At 33.1% G+C, this 15,679-nt stretch carries 15 protein-coding genes; 4 read left to right on the top strand and 11 right to left on the bottom strand.

Going from position 1 to position 15,679, the window contains the following annotated elements:
- Window positions 1-9 precede the first annotated feature (9 nt).
- From GN138_RS11905 to GN138_RS11890, 4 genes are all read left to right on the top strand, one after another.
- On the top strand, window positions 10-1,824 hold the full coding sequence (locus GN138_RS11905) for a sensor histidine kinase (RefSeq protein WP_157364221.1): 1,815 nt from the start codon (window positions 10-12) through the stop codon (window positions 1,822-1,824).
- A 54-nt stretch (window positions 1,825-1,878) separates the two neighbouring features.
- Window positions 1,879-2,541, top strand: coding sequence for a response regulator (locus tag GN138_RS11900; protein ID WP_157364294.1), 663 nt, complete (start codon window positions 1,879-1,881; stop codon window positions 2,539-2,541).
- 220 nt (window positions 2,542-2,761) lie between these two features.
- A complete protein-coding gene (locus tag GN138_RS11895) occupies window positions 2,762-6,274 on the top strand; it encodes a nitrate reductase (RefSeq protein WP_157364220.1) in 3,513 nt (1,170 codons plus the stop codon).
- 5 nt (window positions 6,275-6,279) lie between these two features.
- Window positions 6,280-7,722 (top strand): rubredoxin, encoded by a 1,443-nt coding sequence (locus tag GN138_RS11890; RefSeq protein WP_157364219.1) that lies wholly within the window; start codon window positions 6,280-6,282, stop codon window positions 7,720-7,722.
- Window positions 7,723-7,726: 4 nt separating this feature from the next.
- Here the strand turns inward: GN138_RS11890 and moaA are convergent, their stop codons facing one another.
- From moaA to GN138_RS11835, 11 genes are all read right to left on the bottom strand, one after another.
- Window positions 7,727-8,734, bottom strand: coding sequence for a GTP 3',8-cyclase MoaA (gene moaA, locus GN138_RS11885; RefSeq protein ID WP_157364218.1), 1,008 nt, complete (start codon window positions 8,732-8,734; stop codon window positions 7,727-7,729).
- Window positions 8,734-9,642 (bottom strand): bifunctional molybdenum cofactor biosynthesis protein MoaC/MoaB, encoded by a 909-nt coding sequence (gene moaCB / locus GN138_RS11880; protein ID WP_157364217.1) that lies wholly within the window; start codon window positions 9,640-9,642, stop codon window positions 8,734-8,736. The genes moaA and moaCB overlap by 1 nt, the downstream gene beginning before the upstream one ends.
- An 85-nt stretch (window positions 9,643-9,727) precedes the next feature.
- Window positions 9,728-10,156 (bottom strand): molybdenum cofactor biosynthesis protein MoaE, encoded by a 429-nt coding sequence (locus GN138_RS11875; protein WP_157364216.1) that lies wholly within the window; start codon window positions 10,154-10,156, stop codon window positions 9,728-9,730.
- Window positions 10,137-11,189, bottom strand: coding sequence for a HesA/MoeB/ThiF family protein (locus tag GN138_RS11870; RefSeq protein ID WP_157364215.1), 1,053 nt, complete (start codon window positions 11,187-11,189; stop codon window positions 10,137-10,139). The genes GN138_RS11875 and GN138_RS11870 overlap by 20 nt, the downstream gene beginning before the upstream one ends.
- 2 nt (window positions 11,190-11,191) lie before the next feature.
- Window positions 11,192-11,428 (bottom strand): MoaD/ThiS family protein, encoded by a 237-nt coding sequence (locus GN138_RS11865; protein ID WP_157364214.1) that lies wholly within the window; start codon window positions 11,426-11,428, stop codon window positions 11,192-11,194.
- 1 nt (window position 11,429) lies between these two features.
- Window positions 11,430-12,014, bottom strand: coding sequence for a precorrin-2 dehydrogenase/sirohydrochlorin ferrochelatase family protein (locus GN138_RS11860; protein WP_157364213.1), 585 nt, complete (start codon window positions 12,012-12,014; stop codon window positions 11,430-11,432).
- 1 nt (window position 12,015) lies between these two features.
- Window positions 12,016-12,819: a uroporphyrinogen-III C-methyltransferase gene (cobA, locus tag GN138_RS11855; protein WP_157364212.1), complete on the bottom strand. Its 804-nt coding sequence runs from the start codon at window positions 12,817-12,819 to the stop codon at window positions 12,016-12,018.
- Window positions 12,819-13,397, bottom strand: coding sequence for a molybdenum cofactor guanylyltransferase (locus GN138_RS11850; protein ID WP_157364211.1), 579 nt, complete (start codon window positions 13,395-13,397; stop codon window positions 12,819-12,821). Before GN138_RS11850 ends, cobA begins: the two co-directional genes overlap by 1 nt.
- Window positions 13,398-14,132, bottom strand: a complete 735-nt coding sequence (locus GN138_RS11845) for a sulfite exporter TauE/SafE family protein (RefSeq protein ID WP_231743075.1) — start codon at window positions 14,130-14,132, stop codon at window positions 13,398-13,400.
- A 5-nt stretch (window positions 14,133-14,137) separates the two neighbouring features.
- Window positions 14,138-14,467, bottom strand: coding sequence for a winged helix-turn-helix domain-containing protein (locus GN138_RS11840; RefSeq protein ID WP_157364209.1), 330 nt, complete (start codon window positions 14,465-14,467; stop codon window positions 14,138-14,140).
- Window positions 14,467-15,642 (bottom strand): molybdopterin molybdotransferase MoeA, encoded by a 1,176-nt coding sequence (locus GN138_RS11835; protein WP_157364208.1) that lies wholly within the window; start codon window positions 15,640-15,642, stop codon window positions 14,467-14,469. Before GN138_RS11835 ends, GN138_RS11840 begins: the two co-directional genes overlap by 1 nt.
- Window positions 15,643-15,679 lie beyond the last annotated feature (37 nt).

The raw sequence follows: 15,679 nt of genomic DNA, 5'->3' as shown, positions 1-15,679 counted from the left end.
CCAACGACAATGACAACTAATGTTAGCTCATTAGATAATAGAACTTTTAGCAAATTAAGACGTTTATATATAATTGCACTAAGCGCCATTGCCTTATCCGTTTTTATTAGCCAAATATTTGTTAGAAATTATTTAGATGACCAACAAAGTGACTCTACAGTTATAAATGTTGCTGGTAGACAACGTATGCTTAGCCAAAGAATTACAAAAGAAATTCTGCTCATCTCTATAGAAAATAAAATTCCCAATAAAATTGAATTAAAAAACCAATTAATTAAAACATTAAATCTATGGGAAACCTCTCATAACGGTCTTCAAAAAGGCAATGACAGCATTAATTTACCTGGCGAAAATAGCAATGAGATATTAGCCATGTACAAAAAAATTAGCCCTTACCACGAAACAATTCTAAAAGCAACAAAAGCAATAATTAAGTCAGTAGAGAATAATCCCGAAACCTCTTCGGCATCACTAACAGAAAATATAGAATTAATTAAAGAAAATGAAGCCCCTTTTCTTCAATTAATGGATAAAATAGTAAATCAGTATAACCTTGAAGCCAACGAAAAAGTTGATCGTCTGCGTAACCTAGAATTAATTTTAGTTTTAATCACCTTAGCCATATTATTAGGTGAATTTATCTTCATATTCTGGCCATCAGCCAAGTTTGTAAAAGCAACTATAAAACGCTTATTAAAATCTGAAACCCAAGCTTTAAAAATAGCTCGTGACGCCGATGTTTTAAGAGAAAAAAATGAAAACTCGGTAAAAGAACTCCGAAAATTAAACGAGGTTATGGACAGAACTCTACTTTTTGCTAGAGTACGTTCTGATGGTTCAATTATACATTTAGGCGATAAATTTTCGAGATTATTTAAAGTTTCGCATTTTACAAAAGGGCTCAAATTATCAGAAATAATATCCATAAATAAAAACGAGCAAAAAACTATAAATAACTTGCTAGCAAACCATAGCAAAATAGGATGGCAAGGTGAAGTAAAAGGTACTAAAATAAACAAAGAAAGCGTTTGGCTAGAAATGTATATCATTCCATTTTATAGCGTTAACGAAAAGTCAGAATTTATTATTATTTCTTCAGACGTTACAACAAGAAAAAATGCACAATTAGAAGTCCAAAAACTAACTAATGAACGCTATTTAGAGCAAATGAATCAACAAAAAATAATCGCTAGCAAGATTATTGAAAATCAAGAAAAAGAACAAAACAGAATTGCTAAAGACATCCATGATGGCATAGGCCAAATGCTTACAGGACTAAAATTTAATTTAGAAAGCATTAACCCTAAAGATGTAGAAAAATCAACTATTAAAGTAGAATATCTAAAAGAACTAGCTTCAAATATTATTCAAGGTGTAAGAACTGCTACATTTAATTTAGCACCACCAGAATTAGGTGATTATGGAATTATACCAGCATTAACTAAACTCACTCAAGAGCTTAATAAGTTTACAAACAAGAAAATAGAATTCTACAATAAAACTGGCTTTGATCAAAGATTAGACTCTCTTGTAGAAATCAATATTTACAGAATAACCCAAGAAGCCATTAATAATGCTATTAAGTATGCAGAATCTAGCCATATTATAGTAACATTATCACATAGCTCAACTATACTAAGTATTTTAATTGATGATAATGGAATTGGTTTTGATACCAAGAACACCAACAACCCATCAAAAGAATCTGGCGGTATGGGAATGATGTTTATGAAAGAACGTATTTCTTACATCAACGGAAGGTTTTTTGTAGCTTCTTCTCCAGAAAACGGAACAAGAATAACCCTTAATATACCCATTACTTAATTAGGTATAATTACTTAAAAAAGCTTATTTTTGAGTTCAAAATCATACGTATTTATGAATACCTTAAATATAGTTCTTGTTGATGACCACGTGCTTGTAAGAGACGGCATTAAAGCACTTTTAGAAGAAGAACAAGGCTTAACTGTAATCGACGAAGCTTCTAATGGCATAGAGGCACTAACCGTTTTACAAAAACAACAACCTAATATTTTAATTGTGGATATAAGAATGCCACAAATGAATGGTCTTGAAGTTGTAAAAGAAGTAAAAAAAGACTATCCACAAATTAAAACTTTAGTACTATCCATGCACGATTCTGAAGAATACGTCCTTAGTGCTATTGAAGCTGGCGCAGACGGCTATCTATTAAAAGGGGCAAGCAAAGAAGAATTCCTTAAAGCGTTAAACACCATAGCAACAGGCGGAAAATATTTTTCTGGTGACATCTCCGCTATAATAATTAACAATTTAACAAATAAACAAACTGTTACAGAACCTGAGGCCAAACCTATTGACGACAATCCATTTCAACTCACCAAAAGAGAAAAGCAAATTTTAAGACTCATTTTAAAAGGAAATAGCAACAAAGACATTGCCGCAGAACTAGAAGTTAGCAAACGTACTGCAGAAGTTCATCGTTTTAATTTAATGAAAAAACTAAAAGTAAAAAACCTAATAGAACTTTCTAATAAAGCTGCAGAATTCAATTTTAAGTAAATAAAACTACATCAATCAATAAAATAAAGGACGCTTTATTAAAGAATTACTAAAATAACAATCTTACGTTGCCAAATCAACAAAATGCCTAAAAACACTTAGTTTTTAATTTAAAAACTACGTATAAATACGTATTTTTATAGCTGTTAACATATTTAAGACCATTAAATTGGTAAACAAAACTTAGATTATGTCACTTTATAACACTTAACTAAGTCTCATGCAACAAAATGAAATTAAAACAACATGTTCGTATTGCGGTGTAGGATGCGGAATTATTGTTAAAAAGGATATAAACAACAACATCACTGTAGAAGGAGACAAAGAGCATCCTGTAAACAGAGGAATGTTATGCTCTAAAGGCATGAATCTTCATTATGTAGCAAAAGATACCTCAGATAGACTTTTGTATCCTCAAATGAGATGGAGTCGCTCACATCCTTACGACCGTGTTTCTTGGGACAGTGCACTAAATCGTGCTGCAGGCGTTTTTAAATCTCTAATTAATAAGTACGGACCAGATAGTGTTGGGTTTTATGTTTCCGGACAATGTTTAACCGAAGAGTACTACATAGCCAATAAGCTAACCAAAGGATTTTTAGGGACCAATAATATTGACACCAACTCTAGACTATGCATGAGTTCTGCCGTTGTTGGATACAAAAAAACATTTGGTGAAGACTCTGTCCCTATTTCTTATGAAGATATTGAATTAGCGGATTGCTTTTTCATTACAGGTGCAAATCCTGCATATTGTCATCCCATACTTTTTAGACGATTAGAAATGCATAAGGAAAACAATCCTGATGTTAAGATTATTGTTGTAGATCCAAGGAAAACAGACACTGCAAACTTTGCAGATTTACACCTTCAAATTATTCCAGGAACAGATATTGTTCTTAATAATGCCATAGGAAGACGCCTAATAGAGCGAAAAAAAATAGATAAAAATTTCATTAAAAATCATACTGAAGATTTTGAAAAATATAAAAAACATGTGCAATCTACATCACTTAAAAACGCCGCAGATATTTGTGGTATAACTGTAGATGAAATAAAGAAAGCAGCATCAATGATAGGCAATGCTACTGGATTTATAAGTATGTGGACAATGGGATTGAACCAAAGCGCCATAGGTACCTATAAAAATTTCTCATTAATAAACTTATCACTTATTACTGGCCAAATTGGCAAACCTGGTTCAGGACCATTTTCTTTAACCGGCCAACCAAATGCAATGGGTGGTAGAGAAGTTGGAGGCATGGCTAATCTTTTAGCTGTACACAAGGATTTGTTAAACGAAAAAGACAGAAATGATGTTGCTGAATTTTGGAACGTAGATAAAATATCACCAAATCCTGGCCTAACCGCAACCGAAATGTTCGATGCCTTAGAAAGTGGTAAAATGAAAGCCATTTGGATTATTTGTACCAATCCAATGGTGAGTATGCCAAATTCTCATCGTATTGAAAAGGCACTTAAAAATGCCAAGTTTGTTGTGGTTCAAGATATTTCAAAAAATGCAGACACAGTAGATTATGCAGATTTAGTACTCCCTGCGGCTGCATGGTTAGAAAAGGAAGGAACCATGACTAATTCAGAACGTCGTATCTCTTATTTACCCAAAGCCATTGAAGCACCAGGAGAAGCCAGACCAGATGTAGAAATCTTATGCGATTTTGCAAACAGAATGGATTTCAATGGTTTTAATTATAACTCAACAAGTGAAATTTATCAAGAATATTGTGCCATGACCAAAGGTTCAAATATTGATATTTCACATCTTAACTATTCTAGATTAAAAAATGAAGGTACCTTTCAATGGCCTGTACCTTCTTCTGGACATAAAGGAACACCTCGACTTTTTGAAGACAAAAAATTCTATACACCTTCTCAAAAAGCAATCTTCAATATTCCAGCAACTACAAAAAATACATCTGAGCATCCTAATTTAGAATTCCCTCTAATTTTAACCACAGGTAGAATAAGAGATCAGTGGCACACCATGACTAAAACCGGTAAGGTTTCGAGATTAAAAACCCATTACTCTAGTCCTGTTTTAGAAATTAACAATGCAGATGCCTATGTCAATAAAATTAAAGATGGCGATGTTGTTGAAGTAAGAAGTGCAAATGGTGTTGTTAGAGTACGAGCCAAACTCACAAATAACGTTAGATTAGGCGTTGTTTTCTTACCTATGCACTGGGGAAAACAACTACAAAGCGATCTAAATCGGGCCAATAATTTAACCAACACACTCATAGACCCAATATCTAAAGAACCAGATTTTAAGTACACGCGTGTTTCGGTTTCAAAATATAACAAACCTGAAGAAAAGATTATTGTTGTTGGAGCAGGTGCAGCCGCATTTAGATTTGTACAAAACTATCGTGATCATAACGACGTTGATAAAATAAGTGTATTTTCTAAAGAAGATAATCCTTTTTACAATCGTGTTTTGCTCCCAGAATACGTCACTGAAGAATTGTCTTGGGAGCAACTTCAAAAAATTAAAGATCTTGAATTAGAAAAACTTAAGATAGATTTATACGGCAACACTTTCATTATTGATATAGATAAAGAAAATAAAATTGCTACCGATAATAAAGGAGAAAAACATAATTACGATAAGTTAATCTTAGCAACAGGAAGTCGTGCTTTTGTACCAAACGATGTGCAACTCGCTCTACCTGGAAGATTTACATTACGAAGCAAAACTGATGCAGATAGGTTTAAATCTTACCTTAACGCCACTAATTTACCAGCACATGAGCAACACGTAACAATAGTAGGTGGAGGGCTTTTAGGTCTAGAATTAGCCGCTGCACTTAAACATAAAAATGTAAATATTACTATTATCCAGAGAGGTTCTAGATTAATGGAGAGACAACTAGATCAGCTTTCTAGTAAGTTGCTAGCCATGCATGTACAAGAACTGGGTATACAAGTTTATTTTTCTAATGAAGTTAGTACCGTTTTTAATGATGAAGACACTGATGAACTAGGTGTAACCTTAAAGAGTGGAAAAGCATTTAAATCTAACGCTATTGTATATGCCATTGGAACAAGACCAAATATTGAAATTGCAAAATCTTCTGGTATTGCCTGTGGACGTGGTATTAAAGTAAACCAACATTTACAATCTACAGATCCAAACATTTTTGCTATAGGTGAAATTGCAGAATTTAAGAATACTTTACTTGGCATTACCTCTGCAGCTGAAGAACAAGCCGCAATTCTGGCAAATTTTATTTTGGGCGATATTAGCAGTATTTACAAAGGTTCTGTAGCCATGAACATTTTAAAATTTAGCGACTTAGATTTATGTAGTATTGGCAACATAAGTGTGCCAGAAAATGACAATAGCTATGAAGAAATCATTTTCACCGACATGAGCAAGCGCTACTACAAAAAATGTATTGTTAAAGACGACTTACTTGTTGGTGCTGTTTTAGTAGGTGACAAAAATGAGTTTGCAGAATTTAAAGGCTTAATAGAAAGTAAGGTTGAATTATCCGATAAACGAGAGTCTTTATTAAGAGGCGCTTCTAACGACAAGCCAGTGATTGGAAGACTAATTTGCTCTTGTAGCCAAGTTGGCGAGGGTAATTTAACAGAAGCCATAACAAATGGCTGCACAAACTTTACCGAATTATGTAAACAAACAGGTGCTGGCTTAGGTTGTGGTAGTTGTAAAACAGAAGTTAGAGAGATTCTTAATACTAAAATCTAATTGGTATGATTAACAAGTTAACGCGTTTAATAATTAAAGGTGGTGTTTTATCTCCTGCCGAATTAAAATTAATTTGCCAATCTGCAGAAGACCTAGGTTCAGATGTGATTTCATTTGGATCAAGACAAGACATTTTATTTCCTGATGATTTAAATAATGATAACACAGAGAAAATTGAAGGTTTTCAAGTTGTTAATCCTATAAAAAACAACACTGAAAACATTATGTCGTCTTATGTGTCTGCAGATATTTTTCCTAACACACCATGGCTTACAGGCGATAAATATCTATACGTATTAGAACAATTTAGAAATGAACACCATTTAAAAATAAACATTACAGACCCAAAACAACGTTTAGTTCCCTTATTTACAGGACACCTTAATTTTATTGCATCAGAGCAAGAAGATTATTGGTACCTTTATATAAGATTGCCTTTTTGGAAAAAGATGGAAGCCTACCCTGTTTTAATCTACAGTTGGGATATAGCTAAAGTGGCAAACGTCATAGAAAATCTACTTAAAGAAGAGCCAGAATCTGTAGACATGATTTTTGATTTAGTCAACGACGCCATACAAACCAATAACATTACAATAGACAAACCTTTGCACATACCGTTTCATCCGTTTCCATATTATGAAGGCATGAACAGAATAGGAAGCGATAAGTACTGGCTTGGACTATATTGGCGCAATAATCGATACGATTTAAAATTTTTAAAAGCCATGTGCGATTTATGTTCAGATTGTAAAATTGGTAAAATATCTATTACGCCTTGGAAATCCTTTATAGTAAAAGACATTCCAAGGACCGCAAAATTACATTGGGAAAAATTTCTAGGTAAACATGGCATCAATGTTAGGCATTCTATGCTAGAATTAAATTGGCATTTACCTGTAGCAAATGACGATGCTTTAAAGCTAAAGAAATACTTAGTTGATTATTTTGACACCAACGATATTAGTACCTACGGTTTAACTTTTGGTATTACAGAATATACCCGAAAAGCTTACTATTTTACATCTGTTGTTATTGAAAAAAACACTCCGCCAACAGGACTAAAAGATTTTAAAATACGAGACACCTATAACTTATTATACGCTAAAAATTTCGACCCAAACACAAGAGAATATATTGTACATGTACAAGAGGTTGATAAAGCAGAATTGCCAAGTTTACTTTTAGAATTAAGTCGTTTGTATTTTGAACAATTAGGCTCAGAAAGCACCTCACTAGAACCACTTGAAGTGGTAGAAGAAGAAATTGAATACGAAGTTTATCAATGTAAAGATTGTTTAACGGTATATAACCAAACTTATGGCGACATTACCCAAAACATTGAACCCAACACTGCTTTTGAAGATTTAAGCGACAATTATGTGTGTTCACTTTGTGAGGCGCCTAAATCTAATTTTGAAAAGAAAACCTTTACTAAAAAGCTTAGTTAAATAACTATCCTCCAATAGTAATCATACTTCTATTATTAGAGTGTTGTTTTGGGTCGTTTAGTTGCTCAAAACTGTTCATTCCACCTCGTTTTGGTAATTTTTTATAAATGGCTTTTGCGATAACATCTTCAATATATTCTTGGTTTCTTAAAGCGGTTAAAATATCGGTTTCATTATTAGAAAATAGGCAGTTTTTAACTTTACCATTGGCTGTTAAACGAATTCTATTGCAACCATCACAGAAAGGATTACTCACAGAACTTATAATTCCGAATTCGCCTTTATGACCAAAAATTTTATAATCTCTAGAGGTGAAGTTGTTTTCATTTTTTAGCTTTATTAAATTCTTAGCTCCAAAATGATTTGTGGTTTGTTCTAATATATCTTGTTGTGTAACCAGTTTTGATTTATTCCAGTTATTGCCATCAAAAGGCATAAATTCTATAAACCGAATTGAAATTGGTAACGCTTTCGTTAATGCAATAAAATCAATAATTTCATTATCATTAAATCCTTTAATTAAAACAATATTTAGCTTTACTTTAAAACCATTTTCAATTAACAAATGAATGTTTTCGTAGGCTTTAGAAAATTGATTTCGTCTTGTGATGTGATTAAATTTTTCAGCATCTAAAGTATCTAAACTTACATTAATGTTTTTGAGTCCGTAAGTTTTAAAATCGTCAATAAATCGGTCTACTAAAATACCGTTTGTAGTAATGGAAAGTGTTGTTTTTAGTGATGACAAACGTTTCAAAATAGCTTTAAAATCTTTCCTCACTAAAGGCTCTCCTCCTGTTAATCTAATTTTATCTACACCATTCGCCACAAACACTTTTGCAATTTCATAAACCTCATCTGCATTCATTAAATGCTGTCTTGGTGTTAATTGCACACCTTCAGACGGCATACAATACGTACAACGCAAATTGCATTTTTCGGTCAACGAGATTCTAAGGTAGTTGTGTGTTCTACCTAATGTATCCGTTAAAATGGTGTTGGGTTTTTGCATTAGTAATGTTGCTGACCTTTTAGTATTTTAAAAACATGTGTTAAATGCGGAAACACAGCATCCATAGATTCTTTTGCGCCATTTGTAGAACCTGGCAGTGCTAATATTAAACTATCTCCAATAGTCCCACAAATACTTCTAGATAGCATCGCATAAGGCATTCGGTCTTGGCCGTAACTTCTAATGGCTTCTTCTACGCCAGGAATTCGTCGTTCTAAAATTGGCTCTAAAGCTTCTGGTGTAACGTCTCTGTACGATAAGCCTGTTCCACCTGTAAATATGACTAGATTAGAGGTTTCAGAATACAACATGGCTTTGTTTCGTATGTTTTCTATTTCATCTGGAATGATATCATAATTACTAATTTCAATGTCACTTTGCTTCAGTTTTTCAATGATGGCTTTTCCTGCAAAATCTTCTTTTTTACCTTCGGAAATAGAATCTGAACACACAACTACACTCGCTTTTAATTGCGAACGATGCTTGGTTTTAAAACTACTCTTTCCACCTCGTTTTTCAACTAATCGTATGTTTCCTATTTCAATTTGTTTGTCAATTGGTTTCAACATATCGTACATGGTTAGCGCCACAACCGAAGCACCATGCATAGCCTCAACTTCAACACCAGTTTTATAAATGGTTTTAATCGTTAAGCTGATTTGTACTTCTAAACCTTCAATTTTATAGGTAATTGCAGTGAATTCAATAGGTAAAGGATGACAATCTGGAATAACATTATGTGTGGTTTTTACAGCAAATAAACCAGCCGTCTTTGCCATCTCAAACACATTGCCTTTTGGTACTGTATTATTTTGAAGCGCATCTATAGTTTCTTGCTTGCTCACTTTTACAGTAGCTTCTGCAGTTGCCACTCTGAGCGTTTTAATTTTATGCGTAATATCTACCATTTTAATAATTTATTATTGGTCTTTCCTTAATGATTAGAGTTAAGTCTTTATTCTTGATTCTAACAGCAAAGCGGTCTTGGCTCTATTATTTATTAACCTTCCATTGGTGCGACTCATCTTCAAAAATTTCCTTTCCAAATATGGGCACTTTCTTTTTTACAATATTGACTAAATACTCCGTGGCTGCATACACTTCTTTACTGTGTTTTGCAGATACAAAAACGAAAAAACAGACTTCTCCTGCTTTAATTTCGCCCAAACTATGGTAAATATGCATGCATGTTAAGTTGAATGTCTTAAACGCTTTTTCTCTAATATCGTCTAAAATAGGATGTGCCATGTCTTCGTAACACGTAAAGTCTATTCCTGCAACGGTTTTATCCTTTATGACATCTGCTCGCACTTGGCCTAAAAAGATATTGTGCGCACCAATACTGTGTTTGGATTGATGTTTTTCTATAGAATTGGCTATAAATGCTGGTGTAATTGGTCCGTTAATAAATACTTTTTTCATTGTTGATGTTTTGTTGCATTGAAATTACACCACCTTCAATATTTTTTACATTTTGAAATTGATGGTTTTTCAATAGTTTAATGGCTTCTATACTACGTTTTCCGCTTTGGCAGTAAACTGCATAGTTTTCGTTTTTATTTAGATTTTTAATTTTCGTTTCTAAAATTGATAAGGGAATTTGAACACCATTTGGGACTGTAATTTTTGGTGTTTCGTGCAATTCTCTCACATCTATAAAAATGAGGTTCTGAGAAATGGCTTCGTTAACACAAACCGCTTCTATTTTATGGGTTTTATATTCTGAATTAAAAAAGGCTTCGTCAATAATTTTAGTTTCAGATTTTTTGAAATTGATACCATTCTGAGCATTATTTAAAGTGTTATACACCAATAATTTTCCAGATAAAACGTCACCTATTTCCAAAATCATTTTGATGACTTCATTAGCTTGAAGCATACCAATTAAACCAACAGTTGTTCCTAAAACACCTACAGTTTCGCAATTGGTTACTTTTGCTTTATCATTTTTAAATAAACAACGATAAGTTGGTCCATTTTTATAATTGAAGACCGAAACCTGACCTTCAAACCTATAAATAGAACCGTAAACAAAGGGTTTGTTAGTAATAATACACGCGTCATTAATTAAATAGCGTGTTTGTATGCTGTCTGTGGCATCGATTATAATATCGTAGTTTTTAAAAATCTCTAAGGCATTTTTGCCTGACAAATAGTAATTATAAATTTCAATATTTACATTAGAATTTAAAGCTTTTAATTGTTGTTTGGCTACGACAACTTTTTGCTGCTTAATAGCCTTTTCCGTGTATAAAATTTGACGTTGCAAATTGGTTTCTTCAATGGTGTCTCCATCAATAATTCCGATATTTTCAATACCAGAAGCGGCTAAATAAGGCAAAATAGCGCAACCCAAACCACCAGCACCAACCACTAAAATTTTTGCATCTTTTAGTTTTTGCTGACCTGTTTTACCAACTTGTGGTAATTGTATTTGTCTATTGTACCTTTCCAAAATTATCCTCCTGCAAATGGAGGCAACAATGCAATTTCATCGTTATCACTCAATTTAATTGTACTCTCTCTATCTACTAAATTTTGATTTAATGCTACAGAAACATCAATCGTATTTAGATTATACTTTTCATTTAAAAGCTCCAAACAATCTGAAACTTTTAAATCTGAAACCTCAATTTGTTCTTCATTACAATTTGTTACCTCTGCAATTGCTCCAAAATATTTTATTACAGCCATATTATTTCTTTTTGTTTACCAAGGCTCTTGTAACCTGATTCATTTTTTCTACTTTTTCTTCAAAATTCCCTTTAATGGTTTTTCTAAATTCGTTGAGATTAAGCACCATTTCATTAACATCTTCCGGAATGACATCTTCTAAAAATTGTCTGATACGTTTTGCCGTTGTTGGCGATTTTCCGTTGGTAGAAATCGCAATTTTTACGTGTCCTTTAGTGACAATGCCTCCTAAATAATAATCGCATTGGTCTGGTGTATCTGCAATATTTACCAATAAATATTTGGCTTTAGCTTCTCTGTTTATTTGCAAATTCACATCGAGATTATCGGTACAACCAATAACCATATGACGTTTTTCTAAATCTGAAATATCATAAGCCTTTTGCGTTAATTTTACGGTTGGATGCTTCTCAGCAAGGTCAACTAACTCCTGTAAAAAGTCTATAGAAATAACTTCTACGTTGGCATTAGGGCTAGATTTTAAAAGAAAAGATAGTTTCTCTAAACCAACATTTCCGCCACCTACAATTAAGACATTTAGCTCGTGTACTTTTACAAATATTGGGTATAACTCGTTACGTTCCATATTATGGATTTATATTTAAATTTTGATAGATAAAATCGTCGTCCATAAACGATTCTTTAAAATAAGTTAATGCACTTTTATGACCATTAACCACATTGCCAATGATAATAATTGCAGGACTTGTTAATTGCTTCTCTTCTACAATAGCTTCAATGGTATTTATGGTACCAACACCAGAATTTTCATCGGTTTTTGTACCATCTTGAATGACTGCAATAGGCAGATTTTCACGATTATTTTGCTTATAAATAGAAACAATTTCTGCTAGTTTTCCCATTCCCATTAAAATAACCACAGTTGCTGAAGATTTAGCTGCAAATTTTACGTCTTCAGATAATTTTCTGCTTGACGTTGTTCCTGTGATAACCCAAAAACTTTCGGTAACGGTTCGTTGCGTTACAGGAATACCAATTGCAGCAGGAACGGCAATTGCAGAGGTAATTCCTGGAATAATTGCGGTTCTAATCCCAAAAGTTTCTAGATAATCGGTTTCTTCTTTTCCGCGTCCAAAAACAAATGGGTCGCCACCTTTTAACCGAACGATATATTCGTATTTCTCAGCGTATTCTACTAACAAATCATTGATTTCATCTTGCGAATATGCATGTGCGCCTTTTCGTTTACCAACAAACAGTTTAACCGCATTTGGTGCATGCTCTAAAATGGACTCATTTACCAAAGCATCGTACAAAACAGCTTTAGCTTTATTGAGCGCTTTTACGGCTTTTAGTGTTAGCAATTCTGGGTCTCCTGGTCCAGCGCCAACCAATACAACCTTAGGTCTTTTTTTTGTGTGTTCTGTCATTATTTTAATTGGCTTAAAGCTGTTAATTCTTCTTTTGTATTTATATTTTTTACGGCTGATTTTGCTTCAGGTTTAATTTGAATGGTATTATAATCCGTTGTTTTTATAAGGTCTAAAAGCTTTAATTTGTTTTCTAAAATTGCCGCTTTAAAAAGTGACGTTAATTTTTTTGAATACATTCCGATTAATGGATAATCGCTTTCATCATCTTTTAAATAAGAAATGGAATGGCTTTGAAAATTTTGCAACAAATAGGTGTTTAAAACAGCTGTTTTTATATTTGGGATATCACAACTTAAAATCAGATTGAATTCATTTTCTGAATGGTTTAATGCCGAATAAATGCCTCCAACAGGTCCTTTGTTTTCATAAATATCTGCAACTAACGGATATCCAAATTGTTTATACGCGTCGTTTTTTGTAACTAGAACTATGCTTTCACTAATTGGAATGACAGCGTCGATAATATGTGCTACAAACGGTTTGTTTTTATACAAAACAAGTCCTTTTTCTTCCTGCATACGCGAGCTTAATCCGCCACATAAAATATAAACTGATATGTTGGTTTTATTACTCATTTATATCAATGTCAGTTTAAAACAAGCAATTAATAATACAACAGCAAGGATGTTTTTTAAAACCGTATTTGGGATTTTATGACTACCATAAACAGCACCTAAAAAACCTCCAATAAATGCAATAGGTATTAATTTGAAGGATGCTACAGAAATGGAATGGTTAAACGCATAACCAGAAATACCAGAAACGGAATTCACAAAAATAAAGAGTGCCGAAACTGCTGCAGCTTCCTTCATGTTTCCCCAACCTAAAAGGATGATAATTGGACTTAAAATAATGCCGCCTCCAATACCAATCATTCCAGAAAACAAACCTATAAACAAACCAATTCCTATGGCGAAAAGGGTTTTAAATTCAACTTTAGTGGTTGTGCTTTCTTTAGACGCAAACACAATTCTGAAGATAGCAACCAATAAGAAAACTGCTAAGATTATTTTATACACTTGCGCATCAATTGTAATATAACCTCCTAAAAATGCCGCAGGAATAGATGCCACTGCAAAAGGATAAAACAGATTCCATTTAAAATGATTGTGCTTTTTAAAATACCAAAATGAAATTCCGGAAATAAAAATATTTAAAATTAAAGCCGTTGGTTTTATATAATCTACAGGAAATGAAAATGCTGCCATTAAAGCTATGTAGCCACTTGCGCCTCCATGACCAACACTTGCGTACAGAAATGCAATGCCAATTAAAGCAATAGAGAAAATGACCCATATATCTGTAGACATTATATTCATAATTCTAATTTCTTGTATTCCGCTTCTAAAAAATTAATACAGTTTTGGTTTAAAGTTTCAAATTGAAGAATTAATGATTTTCCATAGTCTGTTACTTGAGTTCCGCCTCCATTTTTACCGCCAATGTTTTTTACCAAAACCGGCTGTTCTGCTAAAGTTTCTATCTCATTGAGTAGATTCCATGCTTTTTTATAAGACATTTTTAACGCTTTTGCGGCGGCACTTATTGAGGCTGTTTCATCAACTTGCTTCAATAAATTAATGCGCCCAAAACCAATAAAGGGTTTACCTTCTTTCTCAATCCAAAGTCTCGATTTTATTTCCATTATACGTCTAGTTTTATACAGGTAACCTCATCTCCTATGTTAACTTCAGCTGTTTCAGAATCTACACAAATCAATACATTACTCATGGCATAAGTGTACAACATCGCTGAGCTCTGACCTTGCAATATCTCAACAAATTCGCTTTCTAAATAAGCCTTGAGAAACAATGTTTTTTGAGATGGATTTTTTATCACTGATTTACTTTTTGCTATTACTTTTTGTAAGTGATTATTTTTAAAACCACACATTTTTCTTAGTAATGGAAGCGTATAGATATAGAAACACGTCAACGCAGAAGCCGGATTCCCTGGTAATGCAAATACATATGTATTTTCTTTTTTACCAAACCACAATGGTTTGCCTGGTTTTTGATTAATTTTGTAAAACAACTCTTCAACATCGTTTTCTAATAAGGCTTCTTTTACAAAATCGTAATCTCCAACTGAAATTCCACCAGAAACTAATAATATGTCATTAGCTTGTAAAGCCTTTTTTACACATATTTTTGTCGCATCATAATCATCTTTTACAGCGATGATTTTTATGTCTTTTATTCCAGATTTTTGTAATGCTGCTTTGAGCATTACGGAATTGCTTTCGTATATTTTTCCGATTTCTAAATCCGTTCCTGGTTGTTGTAATTCGTTACCAGTTACTAAAATTGCTACACTTGGTGTTTTATAAACCGAAACAGTGGTTACACCTAAACAGGCTAAAAAACCTATAGCTGCTTCATTTAGTTTGGTTCCTTTTTTTAATGCTAATTCTCCTGTTTTAATTTGCTCGCCAGTTTTACGAATATTAGCAAATTTTGAAGGCATTTTTTGAATCTGAATAAATTGGTCTTCACGCTCAACATGTTCTTGCATAATCACAGTATCTGCATGGTCTGGCACTAATGCTCCTGTAAAAATACGAACAGCTTCTGTTGGTTTAAGCGTATAATTTGTAGAATCGCCTGCTTTAGATTCTTCAATCACTGTAAATTTTTCTGCTTCTGAATATTGAATAGCGTAGCCATCCATGGCAGATTGCCTAAATGGTGGCATGTTTATAGGTGAAAACACATCTTCAAACAAAACCAAATTTAATGCATCTTGAAGCTTCACTTCTACAGAAGAAAACCTATTTGGAAACCTATCAATTATATCTAATGCTTGTTGAACTGAAATCATGCTAACTAGAGCGTTATATCTAACCAAATATAACGAA

Origin of the sequence: Winogradskyella endarachnes (genome assembly GCF_009741275.1) — a bacterium.
GTDB lineage: Bacteria > Bacteroidota > Bacteroidia > Flavobacteriales > Flavobacteriaceae > Winogradskyella > Winogradskyella endarachnes.
The sequence above is the reverse complement of the archived record's forward strand: the minus strand, read 5'-3'. Positions and strand labels throughout refer to the sequence as shown.